General features: G+C 68.6%; 20 protein-coding genes. 16 read left to right on the top strand and 4 right to left on the bottom strand.

Going from position 1 to position 20,298, the window contains the following annotated elements; genetic code table 11:
- Positions 1-147 precede the first annotated feature (147 nt).
- Both rho and C8E96_RS01760 read left to right on the top strand, forming a co-directional pair.
- The gene (rho, locus tag C8E96_RS01765; RefSeq protein ID WP_091370458.1) at positions 148-2,241 is read left to right on the top strand and encodes a transcription termination factor Rho; all 2,094 of its coding nucleotides are present in this window, start codon (positions 148-150) and stop codon (positions 2,239-2,241) included.
- A 160-nt stretch (positions 2,242-2,401) separates the two neighbouring features.
- Positions 2,402-4,036, top strand: a complete 1,635-nt coding sequence (locus tag C8E96_RS01760; RefSeq protein WP_091574554.1) for a hypothetical protein — start codon at positions 2,402-2,404, stop codon at positions 4,034-4,036.
- A 13-nt stretch (positions 4,037-4,049) separates the two neighbouring features.
- Here the strand turns inward: C8E96_RS01760 and C8E96_RS01755 are convergent, their stop codons facing one another.
- Positions 4,050-4,430 carry a hypothetical protein gene (locus tag C8E96_RS01755; RefSeq protein WP_133794109.1) on the bottom strand — a complete coding sequence of 127 codons (381 nt, stop codon included), beginning with the start codon at positions 4,428-4,430 and terminating at the stop codon, positions 4,050-4,052.
- 225 nt (positions 4,431-4,655) lie between these two features.
- Here C8E96_RS01755 and rpmE point away from each other — a divergent pair, with 225 nt between their 5' ends.
- From rpmE to prmC, 3 genes are all read left to right on the top strand, one after another.
- Positions 4,656-4,883 carry a 50S ribosomal protein L31 gene (gene rpmE, locus C8E96_RS01750; protein WP_091370466.1) on the top strand — a complete coding sequence of 76 codons (228 nt, stop codon included), beginning with the start codon at positions 4,656-4,658 and terminating at the stop codon, positions 4,881-4,883.
- Positions 4,884-4,964: 81 nt separating this feature from the next.
- Positions 4,965-6,044, top strand: a complete 1,080-nt coding sequence (prfA, locus tag C8E96_RS01745; protein ID WP_091370468.1) for a peptide chain release factor 1 — start codon at positions 4,965-4,967, stop codon at positions 6,042-6,044.
- 30 nt (positions 6,045-6,074) lie between these two features.
- Positions 6,075-6,938: a peptide chain release factor N(5)-glutamine methyltransferase gene (gene prmC / locus C8E96_RS01740; RefSeq protein WP_091370470.1), complete on the top strand. Its 864-nt coding sequence runs from the start codon at positions 6,075-6,077 to the stop codon at positions 6,936-6,938.
- A gap of 212 nt (positions 6,939-7,150) precedes the next feature.
- Here the strand turns inward: prmC and C8E96_RS01735 are convergent, their stop codons facing one another.
- From C8E96_RS01735 to C8E96_RS01725, 3 genes are all read right to left on the bottom strand, one after another.
- Entirely contained in the window at positions 7,151-7,513 is a 363-nt protein-coding gene (locus C8E96_RS01735; protein ID WP_091574552.1) for a DUF5955 family protein, read from the bottom strand.
- Complete coding sequence (locus tag C8E96_RS01730; protein WP_091370474.1) at positions 7,510-9,276, bottom strand: hypothetical protein; 1,767 nt, start codon at positions 9,274-9,276, stop codon at positions 7,510-7,512. Before C8E96_RS01730 ends, C8E96_RS01735 begins: the two co-directional genes overlap by 4 nt.
- 96 nt (positions 9,277-9,372) lie before the next feature.
- On the bottom strand, positions 9,373-9,996 hold the full coding sequence (locus tag C8E96_RS01725) for a hypothetical protein (RefSeq protein WP_091574549.1): 624 nt from the start codon (positions 9,994-9,996) through the stop codon (positions 9,373-9,375).
- 220 nt (positions 9,997-10,216) lie between these two features.
- On the opposite strand from C8E96_RS01725, the gene C8E96_RS01720 reads away from it, so the two are divergent.
- The 11 genes from C8E96_RS01720 (at position 10,217) to atpD (ending at position 20,292) form a co-directional block, all read left to right on the top strand.
- Positions 10,217-11,035, top strand: a complete 819-nt coding sequence (locus C8E96_RS01720; RefSeq protein ID WP_166657843.1) for a tetratricopeptide repeat protein — start codon at positions 10,217-10,219, stop codon at positions 11,033-11,035.
- A gap of 29 nt (positions 11,036-11,064) precedes the next feature.
- Entirely contained in the window at positions 11,065-11,715 is a 651-nt protein-coding gene (locus C8E96_RS01715; protein ID WP_091370481.1) for an L-threonylcarbamoyladenylate synthase, read from the top strand.
- 161 nt (positions 11,716-11,876) lie between these two features.
- A complete protein-coding gene (locus C8E96_RS01710) occupies positions 11,877-13,025 on the top strand; it encodes a glycosyltransferase family 4 protein (RefSeq protein WP_176926728.1) in 1,149 nt (382 codons plus the stop codon).
- A complete protein-coding gene (locus tag C8E96_RS01705) occupies positions 13,022-13,480 on the top strand; it encodes a hypothetical protein (RefSeq protein WP_091370486.1) in 459 nt (152 codons plus the stop codon). Before C8E96_RS01710 ends, C8E96_RS01705 begins: the two co-directional genes overlap by 4 nt.
- A 221-nt stretch (positions 13,481-13,701) precedes the next feature.
- Positions 13,702-14,481, top strand: coding sequence for a F0F1 ATP synthase subunit A (gene atpB / locus C8E96_RS01700; protein ID WP_091370488.1), 780 nt, complete (start codon positions 13,702-13,704; stop codon positions 14,479-14,481).
- A gap of 60 nt (positions 14,482-14,541) precedes the next feature.
- Entirely contained in the window at positions 14,542-14,787 is a 246-nt protein-coding gene (locus C8E96_RS01695) for an ATP synthase subunit c family protein (RefSeq protein ID WP_091370490.1), read from the top strand.
- A gap of 43 nt (positions 14,788-14,830) precedes the next feature.
- Positions 14,831-15,364 carry a F0F1 ATP synthase subunit B gene (locus tag C8E96_RS01690; protein ID WP_091370492.1) on the top strand — a complete coding sequence of 178 codons (534 nt, stop codon included), beginning with the start codon at positions 14,831-14,833 and terminating at the stop codon, positions 15,362-15,364.
- A 12-nt stretch (positions 15,365-15,376) separates the two neighbouring features.
- Entirely contained in the window at positions 15,377-16,201 is an 825-nt protein-coding gene (locus C8E96_RS01685) for a F0F1 ATP synthase subunit delta (protein WP_091370494.1), read from the top strand.
- A 46-nt stretch (positions 16,202-16,247) separates the two neighbouring features.
- Positions 16,248-17,894, top strand: a complete 1,647-nt coding sequence (gene atpA / locus C8E96_RS01680; protein WP_091370496.1) for a F0F1 ATP synthase subunit alpha — start codon at positions 16,248-16,250, stop codon at positions 17,892-17,894.
- Positions 17,895-17,905: 11 nt separating this feature from the next.
- Entirely contained in the window at positions 17,906-18,856 is a 951-nt protein-coding gene (locus C8E96_RS01675; protein ID WP_091370498.1) for a F0F1 ATP synthase subunit gamma, read from the top strand.
- Positions 18,856-20,292, top strand: a complete 1,437-nt coding sequence (gene atpD / locus C8E96_RS01670; protein WP_091370500.1) for a F0F1 ATP synthase subunit beta — start codon at positions 18,856-18,858, stop codon at positions 20,290-20,292. The genes C8E96_RS01675 and atpD overlap by 1 nt, the downstream gene beginning before the upstream one ends.
- The last annotated feature ends 6 nt before the right edge of the window (positions 20,293-20,298 follow it).

Below are 20,298 nucleotides of genomic sequence, written 5' to 3'. Positions count from 1 at the left end.
GTTGGCGACAAAGTCGCTCGGCTGGCCCGAATCGTGGCCAGGTTGGCGACAAAAGCCCAGCAGCGGAGAGATACGCCGTCTCGCATTCCGACGGACGGCGGTCCGCTGGTCCACGTAGGAGGCGGGGACCGGTCAGGAAGGACTTGTGTGAGCAATACCGAACTTTTGAGCAGCGAGACAGCCACCGACACCGCGTCCGCGGACAAGAACGGCGCTCCCAAGCGCCGGGCCGGGCTGTCCGGCATGGTCCTCGCCGAGCTGCGCACGCTCGCTGGTGAGCTGGGAATCTCCGGCACCACGGGCATGCGCAAGGGCGACCTGATCGCTGCCATCAAGGAGCGCCAGGGTGGTGGCCCGGGCGGGGCCGCCGCACGGACGCCCCGAACCGGCACCGACGCCGCGCCCGCGCAGGCCCCGGCCAAGACTGAGCGGCCCAAGGCCACCCAGCCCGCCGAGGTCCGGCCCACCGCGGGAGCCGAGGGTGCCGACAAGCCCGCCGAGGCGCCGCAGGAGACCGCGCGCGCCGAGGGTGGCCGCGAGAACCGGCGCCGTCGCGGCGCCAGCCGTCCCGCGGGCAGCCCCGAGGCGGGGGAGCAGGCTTCGGTCGTCACCGAGCGCCCGGCCCGTGAGGACCGGCCCGCTCGTGAAGACCGTCCCGCTCGTGAGGAGCGCGCGGCCCGTGAGGACCGCCCGGCTCGTGACGAGCGTCCGGCCCGCGACGACCGCCAGCAGGGCGAGCGTCCGGACCGGCAGCAGGGCGACCGCCAGCAGGGTGAGCGTCAGCAGGGCGAGCGTCCGGCCCGGGATGACCGCCAGCAGGGCGACCGCCAGGACCGCCAGCGCGGTGACCGTGGCGACCGCAACGACCGTGGTGACCGGGGCGAGCGCGGAGACCGCCAGCGCGGCGGCCGCGACCGCGGCCGCGACCAGGGCCGTGACCAGGACCGTCAGCAGGGTCGCGACCAGCAGAACCGCGACAACGGTCCGGACGACGACGAGGACGGCACCGACCGTCGTGGCCGTCGCTTCCGCGACCGTCGCCGCCGGGGCGGCCGAGTCGACGGCGTGGGCGGCCAGAACGACACGGAGGTCCGCGAGGACGACGTGTTGCTGCCCGTGGCGGGCGTGCTCGACGTGCTGGAGAACTACGCGTTCGTCCGCACGTCCGGCTACCTGTCCGGCCCGAACGACGTCTACGTGTCGCTCTCGCTGGTCCGCAAGTACAACCTGCGGCGCGGCGACGCCATCACCGGCCTGGTCCGCCAGCCGCGTGACGGCGAGCAGCAGCGGCAGAAGTTCAACCCGCTGGTGCGGGTGGAGACGATCAACGGCTTGGAGCCGGACGCGGCCAAGGTCCGCCCGGAGTTCACCAAGCTGACGCCGCTCTACCCGAACGAGCGTCTTCGCCTCGAGACCGAGCCGCACATCCTGACCACGCGTGTCATCGACCTGGTGATGCCCGTCGGCAAGGGCCAGCGCGCGCTCATCGTCTCGCCCCCGAAGGCGGGTAAGACCTCGGTGCTGCAGGCGATCGCCAACGCGATCACCACGAACAACCCCGAGGTCTACCTCATGGTCGTGCTCGTCGACGAGCGCCCCGAAGAGGTCACCGACATGCAGCGCTCGGTCAAGGGTGAGGTCATCGCCTCCACCTTCGACCGGCCGCCGTCAGACCACACCACGGTCGCGGAGCTGTCCATCGAGCGCGCCAAGCGCCTGGTGGAGATGGGCCACGACGTGGTCGTGCTCCTGGACTCGATCACCCGTCTGGGTCGCGCCTACAACCTGGCGGCCCCGGCGTCCGGCCGAATCCTCTCCGGTGGTGTCGACTCGACGGCGCTGTTCCCCCCGAAGCGCTTCCTCGGCGCCGCGCGCAACATCGAAGGTGGCGGCTCGCTCACCATCTTCGCCACCGCGCTGGTCGAGACCGGCTCCGCGGGCGACACGGTGATCTTCGAGGAGTTCAAGGGCACCGGCAACGCCGAGCTCAAGCTCGACCGCAAGATCGCCGACAAGCGCACCTTCCCGGCTGTCGACATCGACCAGTCGGGTACGCGTAAGGACGAGCTCCTGCTGCCGCCGGACGAGCACGCGGTCATGGTCAAGCTCCGCCGAGTGCTCCACGCCCTCGACAACCAGGCAGGCATCGAGCTGCTGCTCGACCGCCTGCGCAAGTCGCGCACCAACATCGAGTTCCTGATGCAGGTAGCGAAGACGACCCCGTCAAGCAACGACGACTAGTCACGGTTCGCAGGAAAGGCCCTCGCCTCGGCGGGGGCCTTTTCGTTTGCGCCAAGCCAATCAGCGGTAACGACTGATCTGGCGAATGGGCCACCCCGCGTCGGCCCGCCACGTAGCCTGTCCCGAACCCGCCAACGGGGGCAGCGGCCTGGAGGGGCAGATGGTGTTTCAGGATCCCGAGTCACTCTACGGCCGGCTCACCTCGGGCGACGCCGGTCGGATAGCCGAGGTCGGTGACCTGCTGCGCGATGCCATGCGGTCGATCAAGGCGTCCACGTCCACCATCGAGACGGGCGCGGGGGTGGCTGGTTCCGGCTGGCACGGCAAGGCCGCGGACGCCTTCGCCGCGCGGGCGACGCGGCTCGGCGGGGTCACCACGTTGGCGCATCGGCGGCTGGGTGTCATCGCGGACGCGCTGACCGGGGCCGCCGACGCCTACCGGCAGTTGGTCGACGCCGCGGACGCGGCCATTCGGAGGTGGCGGGCGAGTGCTCCCACCGACGAGGCGGCCCGACAGCAGTTGGCCGCGGACGTCAACCGGTCGATGGATCGGGCGCGTGCCGACTACGAGGCCAAGCTCACGGGGGTGGCGAGCGCGGTCGGCGACGGAACCGTTGACGGCCCGAAGATTCCGCACGTCGGCTTGGGCTCGCCGTGGATTCCGCAGGGCATGGCCTACCGCAAGGACAAGGACCAGCTGCTGGCGGCCTACTACAACGGTGACGATGACCTGGAGGAAGGCGAGTCGAAGAGCCGCCTCTCCATGATCAACCAAACCACTGGTGATGAAGACAAGTACGTCGACCTGCGCGGAATGACGCCCGACGACGCCCCCAACCACGTCGGCGGCGTCGCGACCCATGGCGACAACGTCTGGGTGACCTCTTCCGCTGGCGATGACAGCTACATCTACCGGTACTCGGCCAGCGACCTCGACGCCGCCGCGAACGGGGAATCTGTGCCCGCCAGGGAGGTCCTCAAGGTGGAGGCCTCCAGCTATGCCACGTTCGCCGACGGCAGGCTGTGGGTCGGCGACTTCACCGAGGACAAGAACGAGCCAGGCAAGCTCTACAGCTACCCGGTCAACAGCTGCGGCAGCCTGCCCTACGACGTGGACGAGAACGGGACCAAGATCGTCCGGCCGGATCCGTCCCCGGTCGAGACACCCGGGCAGGTGCAGGGCGTTGTCGTTCGTCCCGACGAGATCATCTACAGCCAGTCCTGGGGCAGGAAGAATGACAGCCACCTGCTGACCCAGAACCGCGAGAACGGCGAGATCGTCAACAGCTACGAGCTGCCGAACATGTCCCAGGGGATCGTCGAGGTCGACGGGCAGATCATCACCCAGTACGAGTCGGGGGCCGGCAAGTACCTTCCGCCTGCCATCCTGTCCGTGTTCGGCGCCGCAGGCCTGGGCGCGGCCCTCGCCCTGTTCGACCCGCGGGACGAAATGACCAGGACGGACCTCGACGACCTCGGCGCCGGCGGCGACGGATACGAGACGGACGCGGAGTCGTTGCGCTCCGCGGCAGGCTCATTCGACGACGCGACGGACGCGCTCACCGGCGCGGCCAACATCGTCGCGGGCGTGCAACTGGTCCCGCACCTGCTGGGCGACGTGCCGGCCGCCGTCGAGTTCAGCACCACGATCACGCGCCTGGTCACCGACGTGGGGACGGACTTGCGGGAGGGTGTGGAGGTGGTCGCCGCCACCGCGGACGGGCTGCTCGCCACCGCCAAGAGCTACACGGGCTTGGAGGACACGCTCCGCCGCGGCTTCTCCGGCCTCCTCTGACTGAACCCACCGGCTATCGGGTGGCGCTCGCTTGTCGCGACCGTCGGCGCCCGCACAGATACACCAGGGTGAGCATCGCGGGCACGCTCAGCCCGATCGCCCACTGCGTCGGCACCGTCACGTCGTCGAGCGCCAAGCCGGTCAGCAGCAGCGTCACCGGGTAGGGGATCGCCAGCATCATCCGCTGTTCCCGGGACCGCCAGGCGACCGCGCCGCCCAGCACCGCCGTGATGGCGGCGGCCCCTCCCCACAGCGCGCTGGACAGGGTGACCTGCCAGGACGCGGCGAGCAGGATGCCGCCGATCGCGGTCAGTCCGAGGACCGAGACCGCGAACAGCAACGGTGCCGTCAACCACAGGGAGACGGACAATGGCCTGCCTACCGTGAAGAACACGCCGACAGTCTGCGACGGAATCGGGGCCTGCGGAAACTACGTTCGGTGAGTGGGTCGATACGTGCGTTCGGAGGTCTCTGACGTGCGACGAGCGGCGGAATACCGGCGAGTCGGCCCGCGTTGAACCGACCGTCAGCACATCTGGCACACTGTTAGGTCGAGTCCGGCTCCGGTTCACCCCAGACACGGCGGGGACCCGGCGGCCACCTATGAGAGGCGACGACTGTGAAGAACGGGATCCACCCCGAGTACGTGTCCACAAACGTGACCTGCGGTTGCGGCAACGCGTTCACCACCCGCAGCACCAAGTCTTCCGGCAACATCCACGTCGAGGTCTGCTCGGCTTGCCACCCGTTCTACACGGGCAAGCAGAAGATCCTCGACACCGGTGGCCGAGTCGCCCGCTTCGAGGCGCGTTACGGCAAGCGCACCAAGACCGAAGCCGCGAAGTAGCTTCGCTGACGGCGCCCTCCCGCTCGCGGGACGGGCGCCGTCGCCATGTTCGGGTTATTTTCGGCCTTGGGAAGGTGCACGGTGGACGCTTCGAACCTCGCTGAACTGCTCGGTGAGCACGCCGAGTTGGAGGCGGTTCTCGCCGACCCCGCGGTGCACGCCGACCAGGACCGGGCCCGCAAGCTGGGCAAGCGCTACGCCGAGCTGACCCCGGCCGTCAAGGTCCTGCGTGAGCTGGAGGGCGCCCGCAGCGACCTCGAGGCCGCCCGCGAGCTGGCCACCGAGGACTCGACGTTCGCCGAGGAAGCCGACGCCATCGCCGCGCGCATCCCGAAGCTGGAAACCAAGCTGACCGAGCTGCTGCTCCCGCGCGACCCGCACGACGGCTCCGACGTCGTGCTCGAGGTCAAGTCCGGTGAGGGCGGCGAGGAGTCCGCGCTGTTCGCGGGCGACCTGGTGCGCATGTACCTGCGCTACGCCGAGCGCCACGGCTGGAAGGCCGAGGTGCTCGACAGCACCGAGTCCGACCTGGGCGGCGTCAAGGACGCCACCGTCGCGATCAAGAGCAAGGGCAGCGAGCCCGAGGGCGTCTGGGCCCGGCTGAAGTTCGAGGGCGGTGTGCACCGCGTGCAGCGGGTGCCCGCCACCGAGTCGCAGGGCCGCATCCACACCTCCGCCGCGGGCGTGCTCGTCTACCCGGACATCGAGGACACCTCCGAGGTCGCGGAGATCCCGGACAAGGACCTCCGCATCGACGTCTACCGCTCCTCGGGCAAGGGCGGCCAGAGCGTCAACACGACCGACTCGGCCGTGCGCATCACGCACTTGCCGACCGGCATCGTGGTGTCCTGCCAGAACGAGCGCTCGCAGCTGCAGAACAAGACCCGCGCCATGCAGGTCCTGCGCGCCCGCCTCGCCGTCGCGGCCGAAGAGGAGGCCGCCAAGGTCGCCTCGGACGCGCGCCGCAGCCAGATCCGCACCGTCGACCGCTCCGAGCGGGTCCGCACGTACAACTTCCCGGAGAACCGCATCTCCGACCACCGCGTCGGCTTCAAGGCCCACAACCTCGACGCGGTCCTCGACGGCGACCTCGACGCGGTGTTAGACGCCCTCTCCGACGCCGACCGCAACGAACGACTCGCCGCCCACTCATCCGGGTGATCCACCGAAAGGCGTGACAGGGTGACCCTTATGAGCAGGCAACCCCTCCGCGTGGCGATCCTGGAAGCCGAGCGCATCCTCGCGGCCGCGGGCGTCGCCTCCCCCCGAAACGACGCGGAGCTGCTGGCCGCCCACGTCTTGGGCGTCGACCGCGGAAAGCTCCCCATGGTCCCCTTGGTAGACCCCCCGGTCGTGGACGCGTTGGGCAAACTCGTCACCCGCCGCGCCCGCCGCGAGCCGCTGCAACACCTGATCGGCACGGCCTGGATGGGCGCCATCAGCGTCAGCGTCGGCCCCGGTGTGTTCGTCCCGAGGCCGGAGACCGAGCTGATGTTCGCCTGGGGCCTGGCCACCCTGGAAGGCAAGCGCAACCCCATCGTCGTAGACCTGTGCACCGGCTCAGGCGTGTTGGCCCTGGCCACCGCCAACGCCCGCCCCGACGCGGTTGTGCATGCGGTGGACATCGACCACACCGCCTTGGCCTGGGCCCGCCGAAACGCGGACGCAAGGGCAGCGGCGGGCGACACCCCCGTACGCCTGTACTCCGGCGACGTCACCGACCCGACCCTGTTCAGCGAGCTGGACGGCCAGGTCGACCTGGTCCTGTGCAACCCGCCTTACGTCCCCACAGGGACACAGGTCCCGCCGGAGGTCGCCGAACACGACCCCGCCCACGCGGTGTTCTCGGGAACAGACGGCCTGGACGTAATCCGCAGCGTCATCACAGCAGCGGCAAGACTCCTCCGCGTCAACGGCGGCGTGGCAATAGAACACGACGACACCCACGGCGATTCCGTACCGGCACTGCTGAAGACCCGCAAAGTGCTCACGGACGTCCAAGACCACCAGGACCTCGCCGGTCGCCCCCGCTTCGCCACCGCGCGTCGGGGATAAATAAAGCACCCACAAACGCAAGGGGCCGAACAGAACGGCCTGTTTGGGTGGTTCGCCTTGATTTGGGGCAAATGGGGCTAAACTCGCGGTGCGGGTGGGCTTTACGTGCCCCGCCTTTTGACCCGCACAGCCCCATTTGGAGGGGCCCCAAATCAAGGCGAACCACCCAAACAGGCACCAGCGGCTGAAGAGCAGGCACCACCAGCCGAAGGCTAAGACCCGAACACCCCAGTGATCGCCTCATTGATCTCGTTCACGTTCGTCCCCACGGCAGCAAGCGTCCCCGTGGCCCCGACAAGCCCAGCCAGCGAACCCCGAATACGCCCCCAAAGCGACTTAACGAACTCGGGCTTCGCCTCGGCGTTCTCGGTCTGCGCGGTCAGCGCATCGATGTCATGGACCACCAAATCGTAGTCAGGCACCTTGGATGCATTGGCCGCCAACTGATCCCGCAGCCCACGCAGCAGATCGGGAATCCGCGGATCGACGACCCCGTCGCCCACGACGTTCCCGTCCCCGGCGACCGCGTGCCCGCCGACATTGCCACCCACGTTGATCCGATTGTCAGAACTCATGCCTGCTTCCCAGGTGTAGGACCGTTCCCGATCAGGTTCCCGATGCCCGCAACAACATTCCCGGTGACAGATCCACCGATGTGCACGTTGTTCTGAATGACCGCCGCCGCCTGCGACTCGAACGACGCGGTGACGTAACCCGCGTCGGCGAGCAGTTTGCTGACCGCGAGCACCAGCCTGCTTTCCAGGATCTTCAGGTACCGGTCCACGTCGGCGAGCTGGAAGTAGTTGTGCACCCCGTCGTCCGCCGCCAGTTCCCGCAGGCTCCGCAGCGACCCGTACCGGTCCGGGTCGATCACGCCGGGGTCGGCGCGCAGCGGTCGCAGGAATGTCAGCGTCGAGACGAGCTTGCCCGGGGCGGCGACCAGCAGGGCCAGCACGTCCGCCGCGGCCTGGATGGCAGGCCGCGCGGGGGAGATCGACTCGCTATCGATTCGCTGGAACTGCTCCCTGATCGGCAGCAGCACGCACGGGGTCCACTCGACATAGAGCGTCGAGTCGTCCAGGGCCACGTGCAGGTACACCGACAGGACCAGGTCCCGGTCCCAGGTCTCCACCCGGAAACACCGGTAGTACCGCGCCCACTCGATCGGGTTGTCCCGGATCTCGTGCACCCGCCGGGCGCTCAGCTTGGTGTACGGCGGATACGGGGTGTCCTCGAGGAACGGCTTCGTGTGGTCGCCGAGGTGGTCGATCAGCTCCCTGGCGGAGACGACGATCTCCTCGTCGACGGTCAGCCTGCTCAGCCTGCCGCCGGGTGTCATGGCCGTGGCCCGGTGCAGGTCGCTGATCTCGGCGACCACCGCGTCGTACAGCGCGGCCGTCGACAGGGGACGGGTGCCGCCGCCGTTCGGGTGCGGCAGCAGCGGGGCGGCCACCGACCAGGGCCGGTGCCGCCTGCCCGCGCCGACGAACGGCTCGTACCCGCGGTGCACCACGATTCCCGCGGGTGCTCCTGGCTCCGGGTGGTCGTCGCGGGCCTCGTAGGACTGCGGCGCGGCGTAGCGGGTGAGCAGGGTCCGGAACCGCCGGGCGGCGTACTGCAGGATCTGCCGCGGTTCGGTGGCCGTGATCGTGCCCGTGCGGTTGAACCGGGTGGTCACCAGCCGCCAGACCGTGTAGCGGTCGGCGAACGTGATGACGAGCATCGCCACCGGGAGCAGGATCGTGAACACCAGACCGACCACGTCCTCGTCGTCGGCCGACGAGGACGACCCGCGCCGCGACGGCCGCGAGTCGAGCAGGTCCAGCTCGTACAGCAACCGCTCGAACTCCGGCGCGACCAGGACGACCGCCACGATCAGGACGCCGACCCCGACGGCGGCTCCGGTCGACATGCGCCGATTCGACGCGCTTTCGCCCGCCCGCGACCAGCGGGGGATCGACACCGTGACGCCCAGGACCAGCCACAACAGGATCAGTGGCATCGGCGCGGCGAACAGGAACGCGACCGTCAGCACGAGCAGCGCGAGGTCGACCACCTTGCGCCGCGTGCGGGCCGCGAGCGCCTCGGTCAGCACCGCCCCCGCGTCGACACCGGGTGACGGGGGCACGGCCCTGGTCGGCTCGACCAGGAACTCCTTGATCGCCGCGGTCGCGTAACCGGGGTCGAGGTGGGCCGCCGCGCACAGGTAGCGGGTCGCGTCGTCGCGGTCGGGCGGGCCGTGCGGCGCGCGCTGCCGCGGCTGGGGAATGGCGGGAATCCCGCTCGGCGGGGTCCGGTCATCGGTGGGCTCTTCGGCGGCTGCGCTGTGCTCAGGCATGGCGTCCCGTCGGTCGTGTGGTGCCTGGAGCAGCGAGATATTGCTGCCCGCCAGCGATCACACACTCACCGTAGCGAGACCGTCAACCCTTTTCGATCAAGGAGACGCATTGTCGATCAACGCGTGGTAGATCGGCACGGTCTCGGCCCAGCGGTCGGCGTTCGCGGCCGCGTAGACGAAGTACTCGATGCCGTCGATTCGCCAGTACATCGAGTGCACGTGCTTGCGCACCCCGGCCGAATCGTGCTCGAACTCCCAGTCGACGGCGAGAACCCCGTGGTACTGGGTGGTTCCAAGGCTCAGCCGCTTGAAGCCAGACCTCGACTTGGCGAACACCGCCTCATAGTCCACATGGGACTGGAGCAGGTCGGTGGCGGGCGCGGGGGCGCCGCCGTAGCGCACGTGCCGGGCCGGGTCGGCCGGGTCGGTGGCCTGCACGGAACCCGGACCCGACGACCGGGCGATCGCCCAGCCCTTGGGGACCGTGGTGACCAGCCCGCCCGGACCCGCGACCCGCTGGAATCCTTCCGGCACCGGCAGTGCGACGTTGGACGGCCGCGGCCGCGAGTCGGGGTCAGCGGTGCCGATCCTCCGCGCGGGCGTGACGGAGTCAGCCGGGCCGAACGCGGGCGGCGGCGGCGCGAAGATGTAGGTCGTCGACGGAGCCGCGGTGCTCGGACCGGACTCTTTCGGGGCGACCAGCAGAACGGCGCCGACCACCGCGCTCACCGTCGTGTAGCCCGCGACAAGCGCCGACGCCAGCCAGCGTGAGCTGAGCTGGTGCCCTCGACGCTGCGGACGGCTGCTCGTGGGAACTCCCCTGCTGCGACGAACCCGGATCTGCTTCGAGGACAGCTAAATGGTGCCCGGTATGTCGGTGAATCTCAACTTCCGCGCGGATCTCGTCATGAACGGTAGCGTTTGGCCCCGGGGTGATCCGGTGCTACGTACATGGCAGGACGTCATCGAGAAGTGGCAGTTGTCGCCACCCGAGGCGCAGGAGGGGCCGACCGAGGCTCGGCTGTATTTCGATCGCGCGCTGTCAGCGCTGGTCAAGGGCAGGCTCGACGACGCGGCGGGCGATTTCGAACGGGCCGCGGCGACCAGGGAGAGTGCCTACGACGACATCGGCATCGGCGACGTGTTCCTCGCCCGGGGCCGCTGGCGGGCGGCGGCGGCGCACTACCGCCGGGCCGCCGAGCGCGACCCGGGCAACGTGCTCGCGGTGCTCGGCATGTCGCAGGCTCGCGTCGCGAGCGGCGACGCCCGGGGCGCGGCGGCGGACCTGGAGGCCCGCTTCGGCGGGTCGACGGACCCGGTGCTGCGGTACTACCTGGCCAGCACCTGGTGCTCGGTGTCGGAGCAGGTGCGCAGCCGCACGGCCGACGACGCTTTGGTCATCACCAGCGAACACCAGTTGGAGGTCTGCGAGGCCGCCGCCCGGCGGATCATCGACCTCGACGTCCGGGACGCGGAGCTGCGCCGCGGTGCGGAGCTGCTGCTCGACGAGGTCACGGCCGGGCGGCGCTGGCGGTGGCAGCCGGAGGGGATCGCGGTGAGCCTCGCGGTGCTCGCGGTGTCGCTCGGGCTGATCCTGGTGGCCGTCGGCGGGCTCGCGGGCAACGTCTCGCTGGTGATCGCCGGGGTGCTGCTGGGCGGCGGGCTGCTGTACCTGATCGTGGTCCGGTTCCGCAGGCAGACCTGGCAGAGCCGGGCCGACGCGCTCGCCGAATCCATCGTCCAGCGGGGCGCGGATTAGCGGCCGCGCGGTCCCGATAGAGTCGCCGGGTGACCACGGTCTACGACTGCAGTGTCCGTGAGGACAGAGAAGACGGCCTCGCCGCCGCGGCGGGCGCGGTGCGCGCTGGGCGGGTCGTCGTGATCCCGACCGACACCGTCTACGGCATCGGGTGCGACGCCTTCAACAGCTCCGCCGTCTCGGCGCTGCTCGCGGCCAAGGGACGCGGGCCGGACATGCCGGTCGGTGTCCTCGTCGGCTCGTGGTCGACGATCGACGGACTCGTCCTGTCCGTGCCGCAGACCGCGCGGACGCTGATCGAGGCGTTCTGGCCGGGCGACCTGTCCATCGTGCTGCCGCACGCGCCGTCGCTGGCCTGGGACCTGGGGCAGACCCACGGCACGGTCATGCTCCGGATGCCGCTGCACCCGGTGGCCATCGAGCTGCTGCGTGAGGTCGGGCCGATGGCGGTCTCCAGCGCCAACCGGACCGGCCACCCCGCGCCCGCGACCGCGCAGGGCGCCCGTGATCAGCTGGGCGAGTCGGTCGCCGTCTACCTCGACGGCGGACCGTCCGGCGAGCCCATCCCGTCGACCATCGTGGACCTGAGCGGCGACGAGCCCGTGGTGCTGCGCGAGGGCGCCGTCAGCCTCGCCGCCGTGTCGGAGGCTTTGGGCACCCAGGTGCGCGCGGCGCGGTAGCGTTGCGGCATCCCAGATGCTGAACTGAAGTCGAAGAAGACGCGGAAGCGATGCCCGGCCCCGCGATGGTCATGTACCTCGCGATGACGTCGACCTGACTAGGAGATGCGACCCGACGTGCCCACTCCGTTCTGGGGCCCGGACCGAGGGGCCGACGGGTGATTCCTCCCGAGGGATACGCCGTGGCCGGTCTGCCGGTGCGCGAGTTCGCGTTGGTCGCCCTGGTCACCGCGGCTCTGACCTTCCTGCTGACCGGACTCGTCCGGCTCTTCGCCATCCGCATCGGCGCGGTCGCCTACCCGCGCACCCGCGATGTGCACGTGGTACCCATGCCGCGCCTCGGCGGGCTGGCCATGTACCTGGGCATCTGCGGCGGCATGATGGTCGCCCACCAGCTGCCGGTGCTGCGGCGCGCGTTCGACTTCGCGCTCGACCCGATCGCCGTGCTGATCGGCGGCGGCCTGATCGTCGCCATCGGTGTCCTCGACGACCGGTTCGAGCTCGACTCGCTGACCAAGCTGGCCGGGCAGACGACCAGCGCGGGCATCCTGGTGCTCTTCGGCATCCAGTGGATGGTGCTGTGGGTGCCGTGGGGCGGCGACGGGGGCTACTTCGGCACCGTGCTGATCCTCGACCAGAACCAGGGCGGCCTGCTGGCGATCCTGCTCGTGGTCACCATGGTCAACGCGATGAACTTCGTCGACGGCCTCGACGGGCTGGCCTCCGGCATCGGCTTCATCGCCGCGGTCGCCACCTGCGCGTTCTCCCTGCACCTGCTCGACCAGTCCGGCGGCTCGGTCAATAACTACCCGCCGATCCTGATCTCGGCCACCCTCGCGGGCGCCTGCCTGGGCTTCCTGCCGCACAACTTCCAGCCCGCCCGCATCTTCATGGGCGACTCGGGTTCGATGCTCATCGGTCTGATGCTGGCCACGGCCAGCACGACGATGTCCGGCAAGACCACGCCCACCGAGGGCGCCACGAACTCCATCGCCCTGTTCTCGCCGCTGCTGGTCGTCGCCGCGGTGCTGTTCATTCCGCTGCTCGACCTGCTGATGGCCGTCATCCGGCGCACCCGCCGCGGGGAGAGCCCGTTCAGCGCGGACAAGATGCACCTGCACCACCGCCTGCTGGAAATTGGCCACTCCCAGCGCCGGGCGGTCCTGCTCATCTATTTGTGGGCCGCGGTGATCGCTTTCGGCGCGGTGTCGGTCTCCCTATTCGACGCATTCATCGTCGCCTGGGGAATGGGCATCGGCGTCCTGGTCGCGGTGATCGTCTCCGCCATCCCTAGACTCAGGTCTCGATGAGCGACAACGAGCAGCAGCAGACCCCGGAAATCGATCCGCACGCGCGGGCGCTTCGCACGCTGGCGGAGGCGATGTTCCGTTACGCGCTGTGGCCTTCGATCGCCACGGTCGTGGTAGGTGTAGTGATCTTCGGCATACTCAAAGGCACTCCGGGTGCGCTTGGTGCCCTTGTCGGCGGCGCGCTGGCGTGCGCGTCTTCGCTGCTGACGTTGTTCCTAATGCGCAAATCCGCCGCGCACGGGCCGCATATCGGCATGGCCGCCTCGCTGGGCGGTTTCGTGGCCAAGCTGTTCATATTGCTGCTGGTCATGACCGCTTTGCGCAACGTCGAGGCCCTGCATCGGATCTCGTTGGCGCTGACCATGGTGGCGGTGGTGCTCGTGGCCGCGGGAGCCGAGGCCATGGCGTTCCGGCGGACGAAGCTGCCGACCATCATTCCCGCTGGTGAGAAGTAGTTCACTGCTCACCCAGTACGCCTGTCAGGTGAGCCCGACACCCCTGATATGGTTCGCCACGGACGGCGGGGTGGCCGTGTTACGCGCATGCCGTCATGGCGCTGCGCGAACCGGGTAGCCGCCTGAAGACAAGCCAAGATAGTCAGGTACGTTACGTCCTGATCGTGACGATTCCCCCGGCGGAGTGAACGCCGGCCGGGAGAACCGGAAGGAGCCCACAGTTGGGCAGGCTGCTGGCCGAGGGTGACAAGTTCGCGCCCCCCGGTGTTAAGGACTTTTTCCTACCGCCGATTTTCGGCGAGGTCACGAAGCCGATGGTCTTGATGGTTCTGTCCATCGTCATCGTCTCCGCTTTCTTCCTCATTACGTCGCGCAACATGAAGATCGTCCCGACCAAGTGGCAGTTCGCCGCCGAGTCGGTCTACGACTTCAGCCGCAACAACATCACCCGGGACCAGATCGGCTCGAAAGAGTTCAAGCCGTTCATCCCGCTGATTCTCACGCTGTTCACCTTCATCCTGGTGAACAACCTGTACGGGATCATTCCGATCATCCAGTTCCCGACGATGGCGAAGATCGGCTTCCCGCTGGCCCTCGCCCTCCTGGTGGTCTTTCCCGTCTACCACTTCGTGGGTATCAAGAAGTTCGGCCTCGGCCGCTACCTGAAGAACCAGTTGCTTCCCGCGGGTGTCCCGAAGCCGGTCTACATCCTGCTCACCCCGATCGAGTTCTTCCTCAAGTTCTTCATGGACCCGATCACGCTGGCGATCCGAGTGTTCGCCGCCATGTTCGCCGGTCACCTCATTCTGCTGGTGTTCACCCTTGGTGGTGAGTACCTGCTCCTGCACGCCTCGGTGCCGCTCAAGCCGGTGTCGTTGATCTCCTGGGCGATGGCCATCGCGATGACCTTCCTCGAGGCGTTCATCCAGGTTCTGCAGGCGTACATCTTCGCGCTGCTGTCGGCCAGCTTCATCGGCCGCGCGCTCGCCGAAGACCACTAAGGGAAACGAAAGCCCCCGATCCGCGGGTACCCGCGGACCGAGTTGGAAAGGGATACACAAGTGAGCGCAATGGTTCTCGCTCAGGACGCCGCCAACATCAACAGCGGCCTCGCGGCGATCGGCTACGGCCTTGGCGCCATCGGCCCCGGCATCGGCGTCGGTCTGATCTGGGCTGCCGTCATCAACGGCACCGCCCGTCAGCCGGAGGCCCAGAGCAAGCTCATGGGCATCGCCTGGACGACCTTCGTCCTCGTCGAGGTGCTCGCCCTGATCGGCCTGGTCGTCTACTTCATCGCCGGCGGCTGATCCAGCCTTTCTTCGTTTGGGAGACGACGTGGTGAAGTCTGTGATGTATCTGGCCGCCGAAGGGCCCAGCCCGGTCATGCCGCACATCGCCGAGGTCATTCTCGGTCTGGTGGCTTTCCTGCTGCTGCTGTTCGTGATCTCGAAGTTCGTCGCGCCTCGGTTCGAGAAGCTCTACACCGAGCGCACGGCGAAGATCGAAGGCGGCATCGAGAAGGCGGAGAAGGCTCAGGCCGAGGCCGAGCAGGCGCTGCAGCAGTACAAGGCGCAGCTCGCCGAGGCCCGTGCCGAGTCGGCCCGGATCCGGGACGACGCCCGTGCCGAGGCAGAGCAGATCAAGGAAGAGCTGCGCGCCCAGGCCCAGGCCGAGTCCGCCCGCATCGTGGCTCAGGGCACGGCTCAGCTCGAGGCCCAGCGCGCGCAGATCGTCGCCGAGCTGCGTGCGGACCTCGGTCGCCACGCCGTCGAGCTGGCCAGCCGAGTGGTGGGCGAGTCGCTTGAGGACGAGACGCGGCGCCGCGGCACCGTGGACCGCTTCCTCTCCGAGCTCGACGCCGTCTCGGCGCCCGCGAAGAACTAGGGGACGCCTGAGATGACATTCCAAGCCGCGAGCCGGGAAGCTCTCGCCGCCGTCGAGCTGAAGTTGCTCGATGTCGTTGAGGGAACCGCCGCAGCCGCTGCCGGGCCCCTGGGCGAGGAGCTGTTCGCGGTCGCCGGGTTGCTCGACCGGGAGATCGGCCTGCGTCGCACGCTGGCCGACTCCTCGACCGACCCGGCCGCCCGTGAGCGGCTGGTCCGGGACCTGCTCGGCGGCAAGGTCGCCGACGACACCCTGCAGGTGACCGTCGCGGCCGTCAGTGCCCGCTGGTCGAGCCCGCGGGAACTCGTCGACGGCATCGAGTCGCTGGCGACGACCGCGCTGCTGGTGCGGGCCGAGCGCGACGGGCGCCTGGACGCGGTCGAGGACGAGCTGTTCCGCCTCGGCCGCATCATCGCCGACCAGACCGAGCTGGAGCAGGCGCTGTCCGACCGGACGGCGGCTGTCGAAGGCAAGCTCAGCCTGATCAACGGGCTGATCGACGGCAAGGTCGACCCGACCACCGCGACCCTGGTCGCGAACCTGGTCGGCCAGCCCCGCGGCCGCACGGTCGTCGAGGGTCTGGAGAACCTCGCGAGCGAGGCGGCCAAGCGGCGCGAGCGCTCGGTGGCGCACGTGATCTCCGCCGGGCCGCTGTCGGCCGAGCAGCAGGAGCGCCTCACCGCGTCTCTGCAGCGGATCTACGGCCGCCCGATCGGCCTGCACGTCGAGGTCGACGAGTCGCTCGGCGGCGGACTGGTCGTCAAGGTCGGCGACGAGGTCATCGACGGCTCCACAGCTGGACGGCTTGAAGCGCTCCGGCGCAAGCTGGCCGGCTGAACCCCTAGAACTTTCCACAAAGAAACGAAGCGAGAGCAGGAACGACATGGCGGAGCTGACGATCTCGTCGGACGAGATCCGCAGTGCGATCGAAAACTACGTCTCCAGCTACTCCCCGGACGTCAACCGGGAAGAGGTCGGAACGGTTTCCGACACCGGCGACGGCATCGCCCACGTCGAGGGCCTGCCCTCGGCCATGGCCAACGAGCTGCTGGAGTTCGCGGGCGGGGTACTCGGCGTCGCGCTGAACCTGGACGCGCGCGAGATCGGTGCCGCGATCCTCGGTGAGTACGACAAGATCGAGGAAGGCCAGGAGGTCAAGCGGACCGGACGCGTGCTGTCCGTTCCGGTCGGCGACGCCTTCCTGGGTCGCGTCATCGACCCCCTGGGCGCCCCGATCGACGGTCTCGGCGAGATCGTCGCCGAGGAGCAGCGCGCACTGGAACTGCAGGCCGCCACGGTCGTGCAGCGCCAGCCCGTCGAGGAGCCGCTGCAGACCGGCCTCAAGGCCGTCGACTCGATGACCCCGATCGGCCGCGGCCAGCGCCAGCTGATCATCGGTGACCGCAAGACCGGCAAGACCACGGTCTGCGTCGACACCATCATCAACCAGAAGAAGGCCTGGGAGACCGGCGACCCGAAGCAGCAGGTCCGCTGCATCTACGTCGCCATCGGCCAGAAGGGCTCCACCATCGCGGGCGTCAAGACCGCGCTGGAGGAGGCGGGCGCGCTGGAGTACACCACCATCGTGGCCGCTCCCGCGTCCGACTCGGCAGGCTTCAAGTGGCTCGCGCCCTACACCGGCTCCGCGCTGGGTCAGCACTGGATGTACCAGGGCAAGCACGTCCTGATCATCTTCGACGACCTGACCAAGCAGGCCGAGGCCTACCGCGCCATCTCGCTGCTGCTGCGCCGTCCGCCGGGCCGTGAGGCCTACCCGGGCGACGTCTTCTACTTGCACTCCCGTCTGCTGGAGCGCTGCGCGAAGCTGTCCGACGAGCTCGGCGGTGGCTCGATGACCGGTCTGCCGATCATCGAGACGAAGGCCAACGACATCTCGGCCTACATCCCCACCAACGTCATCTCGATCACCGACGGCCAGTGCTTCCTGGAGTCCGACCTCTTCAACTCCGGTCAGCGCCCGGCCATCAACGTGGGTACCTCGGTCTCCCGTGTCGGTGGCGCCGCCCAGACCAAGGCGATGAAGAAGATCTCCGGCACCTTGCGTCTGGAGCTGGCGCAGTACCGCGAGCTGGAGGCGTTCGCCGCCTTCGCCTCCGACCTCGACGCCACCTCCAAGGCCCAGCTCGCCCGCGGCACCCGGATGATGGAGCTGCTCAAGCAGGGCCAGTTCTCGCCGATGCCGGTCGAGGAGCAGGTCGTGTCGATCTACATCGGCACCAAGGGCTACCTCGACTCCGTGCCGGTCGCCGACGTGCGCCGCTTCGAGTCGGAGCTGCTGGAGAACCTGCGCCACCGCAACGCGGGCATCCTCGACGAGATCCGGGTGAACAAGGTTCTCTCGGACGACAACGAGGAGCGCCTGGTCAACGCGGTCGAGGCCTTCAAGGAGAACTTCACCGCCTCCGACGGCTCGTCGGTCGTGGTGAAGGACGCCGAGGCCGAGGCCATGGACGCGGCCGCGGTCGGCCAGGAGACCATCAAGGTCGCCAAGACCGCCCCGAAGAAGTGACCGGGTAAGCCATGGCGCAACTTCGGGAAATCCGACAGCGGATCAAGTCTGCCCAGTCCTTCAAGAAGATCTTCAAGGCACAGGAGCTGATCGCGACCTCGCGCATCAGCAAGGCGCAGGCCCGGGTCGCGCAGTCCAAGCCGTACGCGGACGAGATCACGCATGTGCTGACCGCCCTCGCGGGCGCGGCGGCCAACCTGGACTCGCCGCTGCTCGTGGAGCGGTCCACCGCGAAGCGGGCAGGCGTGCTGCTGATCACCAGCGACCGCGGCCTGTGCGGCGGTTACAACGCCAACGCCATCAAGGCGGCCGAGGAACTGCAGGCGCTGCTGCGCGAGCAGGGCAAGACCCCGGTGCTCTTCGTGATCGGCCGCAAGGGACTGAACTTCTACCGGTTCCGTCAGCGCCCGGTCGCGCAGAGCTGGACCGGCTTCTCCGAGAAGCCGAGCTACGTCAACGCGGCCGAGGCGGGCGAGACCCTCATCGACGCGTTCCTCGCGGGCGCCGACGACGAGGGCGATAACGCGGGTGCCGACGGCATCCTCGGTGTCGACGAGCTGCACGTCGTCTACACCGAGTTCGTCTCGATGCTCACGCAGCGTCCGGTCGCCAAGCGGGTCGCCCCGCTGGAGGTCGAGTACTCCTCCGAGGAGGAGGCCGCCGCGGCTCGCGCCGAGCTGAAGTCGGCGTACGCTTTCGAACCGAGCGCGGAGACGCTGCTCGGCAATCTGCTGCCGAAGTACATCAACACCCGGATCTACGCGGCACTGCTCGAGTCGGCGGCCTCCGAGTCCGCGGCTCGACGCACGGCGATGAAGGCGGCGACAGACAACGCCGACGAGTTGGTCAAGAGCTTCACGCGAGTGGCCAACCAGGTTCGCCAGGCGCAGATCACCCAGGAGATCAGCGAGATCGTCGGTGGCGTGGAAGCGCTCGCCGCTGCCGCAGGAAGTGATGACTAATGACCGCCATTCAGGAACCCAAGACCGCAACCGGTCGCGTCGTCCGGGTGATCGGCCCCGTCGTTGACGTGGAGTTCCCCCGGGACTCCGTGCCGGAGCTCTTCAACGCGCTCAAGGTCGAGGTCGCCCTCGAGTCGATGAAGAAGACCATCACCCTCGAGGTCGCCCAGCACCTCGGCGACAACCTGGTGCGCTGCATCTCGATGGCGCCGCAGGACGGCCTCGTGCGTGGCGCCCCGGTGCTCGACACCGGCGAGGGCATCTCGGTGCCCGTCGGCGACGTCGTCAAGGGCCACGTGTTCAACGCCCTGGGTGACTGCCTCGACAAGCCGGGCCACGCCGCGGACGCCGAGCGCTGGCGCATCCACCGCCGTCCCCCGGCCTTCGACCAGCTCGAGGGCAAGACCAAGATGCTGGAGACCGGCGTCAAGGTCCTGGACCTGCTCACCCCGTACGTCGAGGGTGGCAAGATCGGTCTGTTCGGTGGTGCCGGTGTCGGCAAGACGGTGCTCATCCAGGAGATGATCACCCGTATCGCCCGCAACTTCGGTGGTACGTCCGTGTTCGCCGGTGTCGGTGAGCGCACCCGTGAGGGCACCGACCTCTTCCTGGAAATGGAAGAGATGGGTGTTCTCCCGGACACCGCGCTCGTCTTCGGCCAGATGGACGAGCCCCCGGGCACCCGTATGCGCGTCGCCCTGTCGGCCCTGACCATGGCGGAGTACTTCCGCGATGTGCAGAAGCAGGACGTGCTGCTGTTCATCGACAACATCTTCCGGTTCACCCAGGCCGGTTCCGAGGTCTCGACCCTGCTGGGTCGTATGCCTTCGGCCGTGGGTTACCAGCCGACGCTGGCCGACGAGATGGGTGAACTGCAGGAGCGCATCACCTCGACGCGTGGTCGCTCGATCACCTCGCTGCAGGCGATCTACGTCCCCGCCGACGACTACACCGACCCGGCCCCGGCGACGACCTTCGCCCACCTGGACGCGACGACGGAGCTTTCCCGTCCGATCTCCCAGAAGGGCATCTACCCGGCGGTCGACCCGCTGACCTCGTCCTCCCGAATCCTCGACCCGTCCATCGTGGGCGACGAGCACTACCGGGTGGCGCAGGAGGTCAAGCGGATCCTGCAGAAGTACAAGGAACTGCAGGACATCATCGCGATCCTCGGTATGGACGAGCTGTCCGAAGAGGACAAGGTGACGGTCAACCGCGCCCGTCGCATCGAGCGTTTCCTCTCGCAGAACTTCTTCGTCGCGGAGAAGTTCACCGGCGAGGTCGGCTCGTTCGTCAAGCTCGCCGACACCATCGAGGCCTTCGACAAGGTCGCGAAGGGCGAGTACGACCACGTTCCGGAGCAGGCCTTCCTCTCGATCGGTGGCCTGGACGACCTGGAGCGCAAGTACCACGAGCTCACCGGCAAGAAGAAGTAACTGCCG

It is taken from the genome of Actinokineospora alba (assembly GCF_004362515.1).
Taxonomy (GTDB): Bacteria; Actinomycetota; Actinomycetes; order Mycobacteriales; family Pseudonocardiaceae; genus Actinokineospora; species Actinokineospora alba.
The sequence above is the reverse complement of the archived record's forward strand: the minus strand, read 5'-3'. Positions and strand labels throughout refer to the sequence as shown.

What these genes read in the sequence shown, in the direction of transcription:
- C8E96_RS01685 (WP_091370494.1), top strand. Translation starts at nt 15,377, where the DNA reads ATGACATTCCAAGCCGCGAGCCGGGAAGCTCTCGCCGCCGTCGAGCTG.
- prmC (WP_091370470.1), top strand. Translation starts at nt 6,075, where the DNA reads ATGAGCAGGCAACCCCTCCGCGTGGCGATCCTGGAAGCCGAGCGCATC.
- atpA (WP_091370496.1), top strand. Translation starts at nt 16,248, where the DNA reads ATGGCGGAGCTGACGATCTCGTCGGACGAGATCCGCAGTGCGATCGAA.
- atpD (WP_091370500.1), top strand. Translation starts at nt 18,856, where the DNA reads ATGACCGCCATTCAGGAACCCAAGACCGCAACCGGTCGCGTCGTCCGG.
- C8E96_RS01675 (WP_091370498.1), top strand. Translation starts at nt 17,906, where the DNA reads ATGGCGCAACTTCGGGAAATCCGACAGCGGATCAAGTCTGCCCAGTCC.
- C8E96_RS01760 (WP_091574554.1), top strand. Translation starts at nt 2,402, where the DNA reads ATGGTGTTTCAGGATCCCGAGTCACTCTACGGCCGGCTCACCTCGGGC.
- C8E96_RS01690 (WP_091370492.1), top strand. Translation starts at nt 14,831, where the DNA reads ATGTATCTGGCCGCCGAAGGGCCCAGCCCGGTCATGCCGCACATCGCC.
- C8E96_RS01730 (WP_091370474.1), bottom strand. Translation starts at nt 9,276, where the DNA reads ATGCCTGAGCACAGCGCAGCCGCCGAAGAGCCCACCGATGACCGGACC.
- C8E96_RS01705 (WP_091370486.1), top strand. Translation starts at nt 13,022, where the DNA reads ATGAGCGACAACGAGCAGCAGCAGACCCCGGAAATCGATCCGCACGCG.
- C8E96_RS01735 (WP_091574552.1), bottom strand. Translation starts at nt 7,513, where the DNA reads ATGAGTTCTGACAATCGGATCAACGTGGGTGGCAATGTCGGCGGGCAC.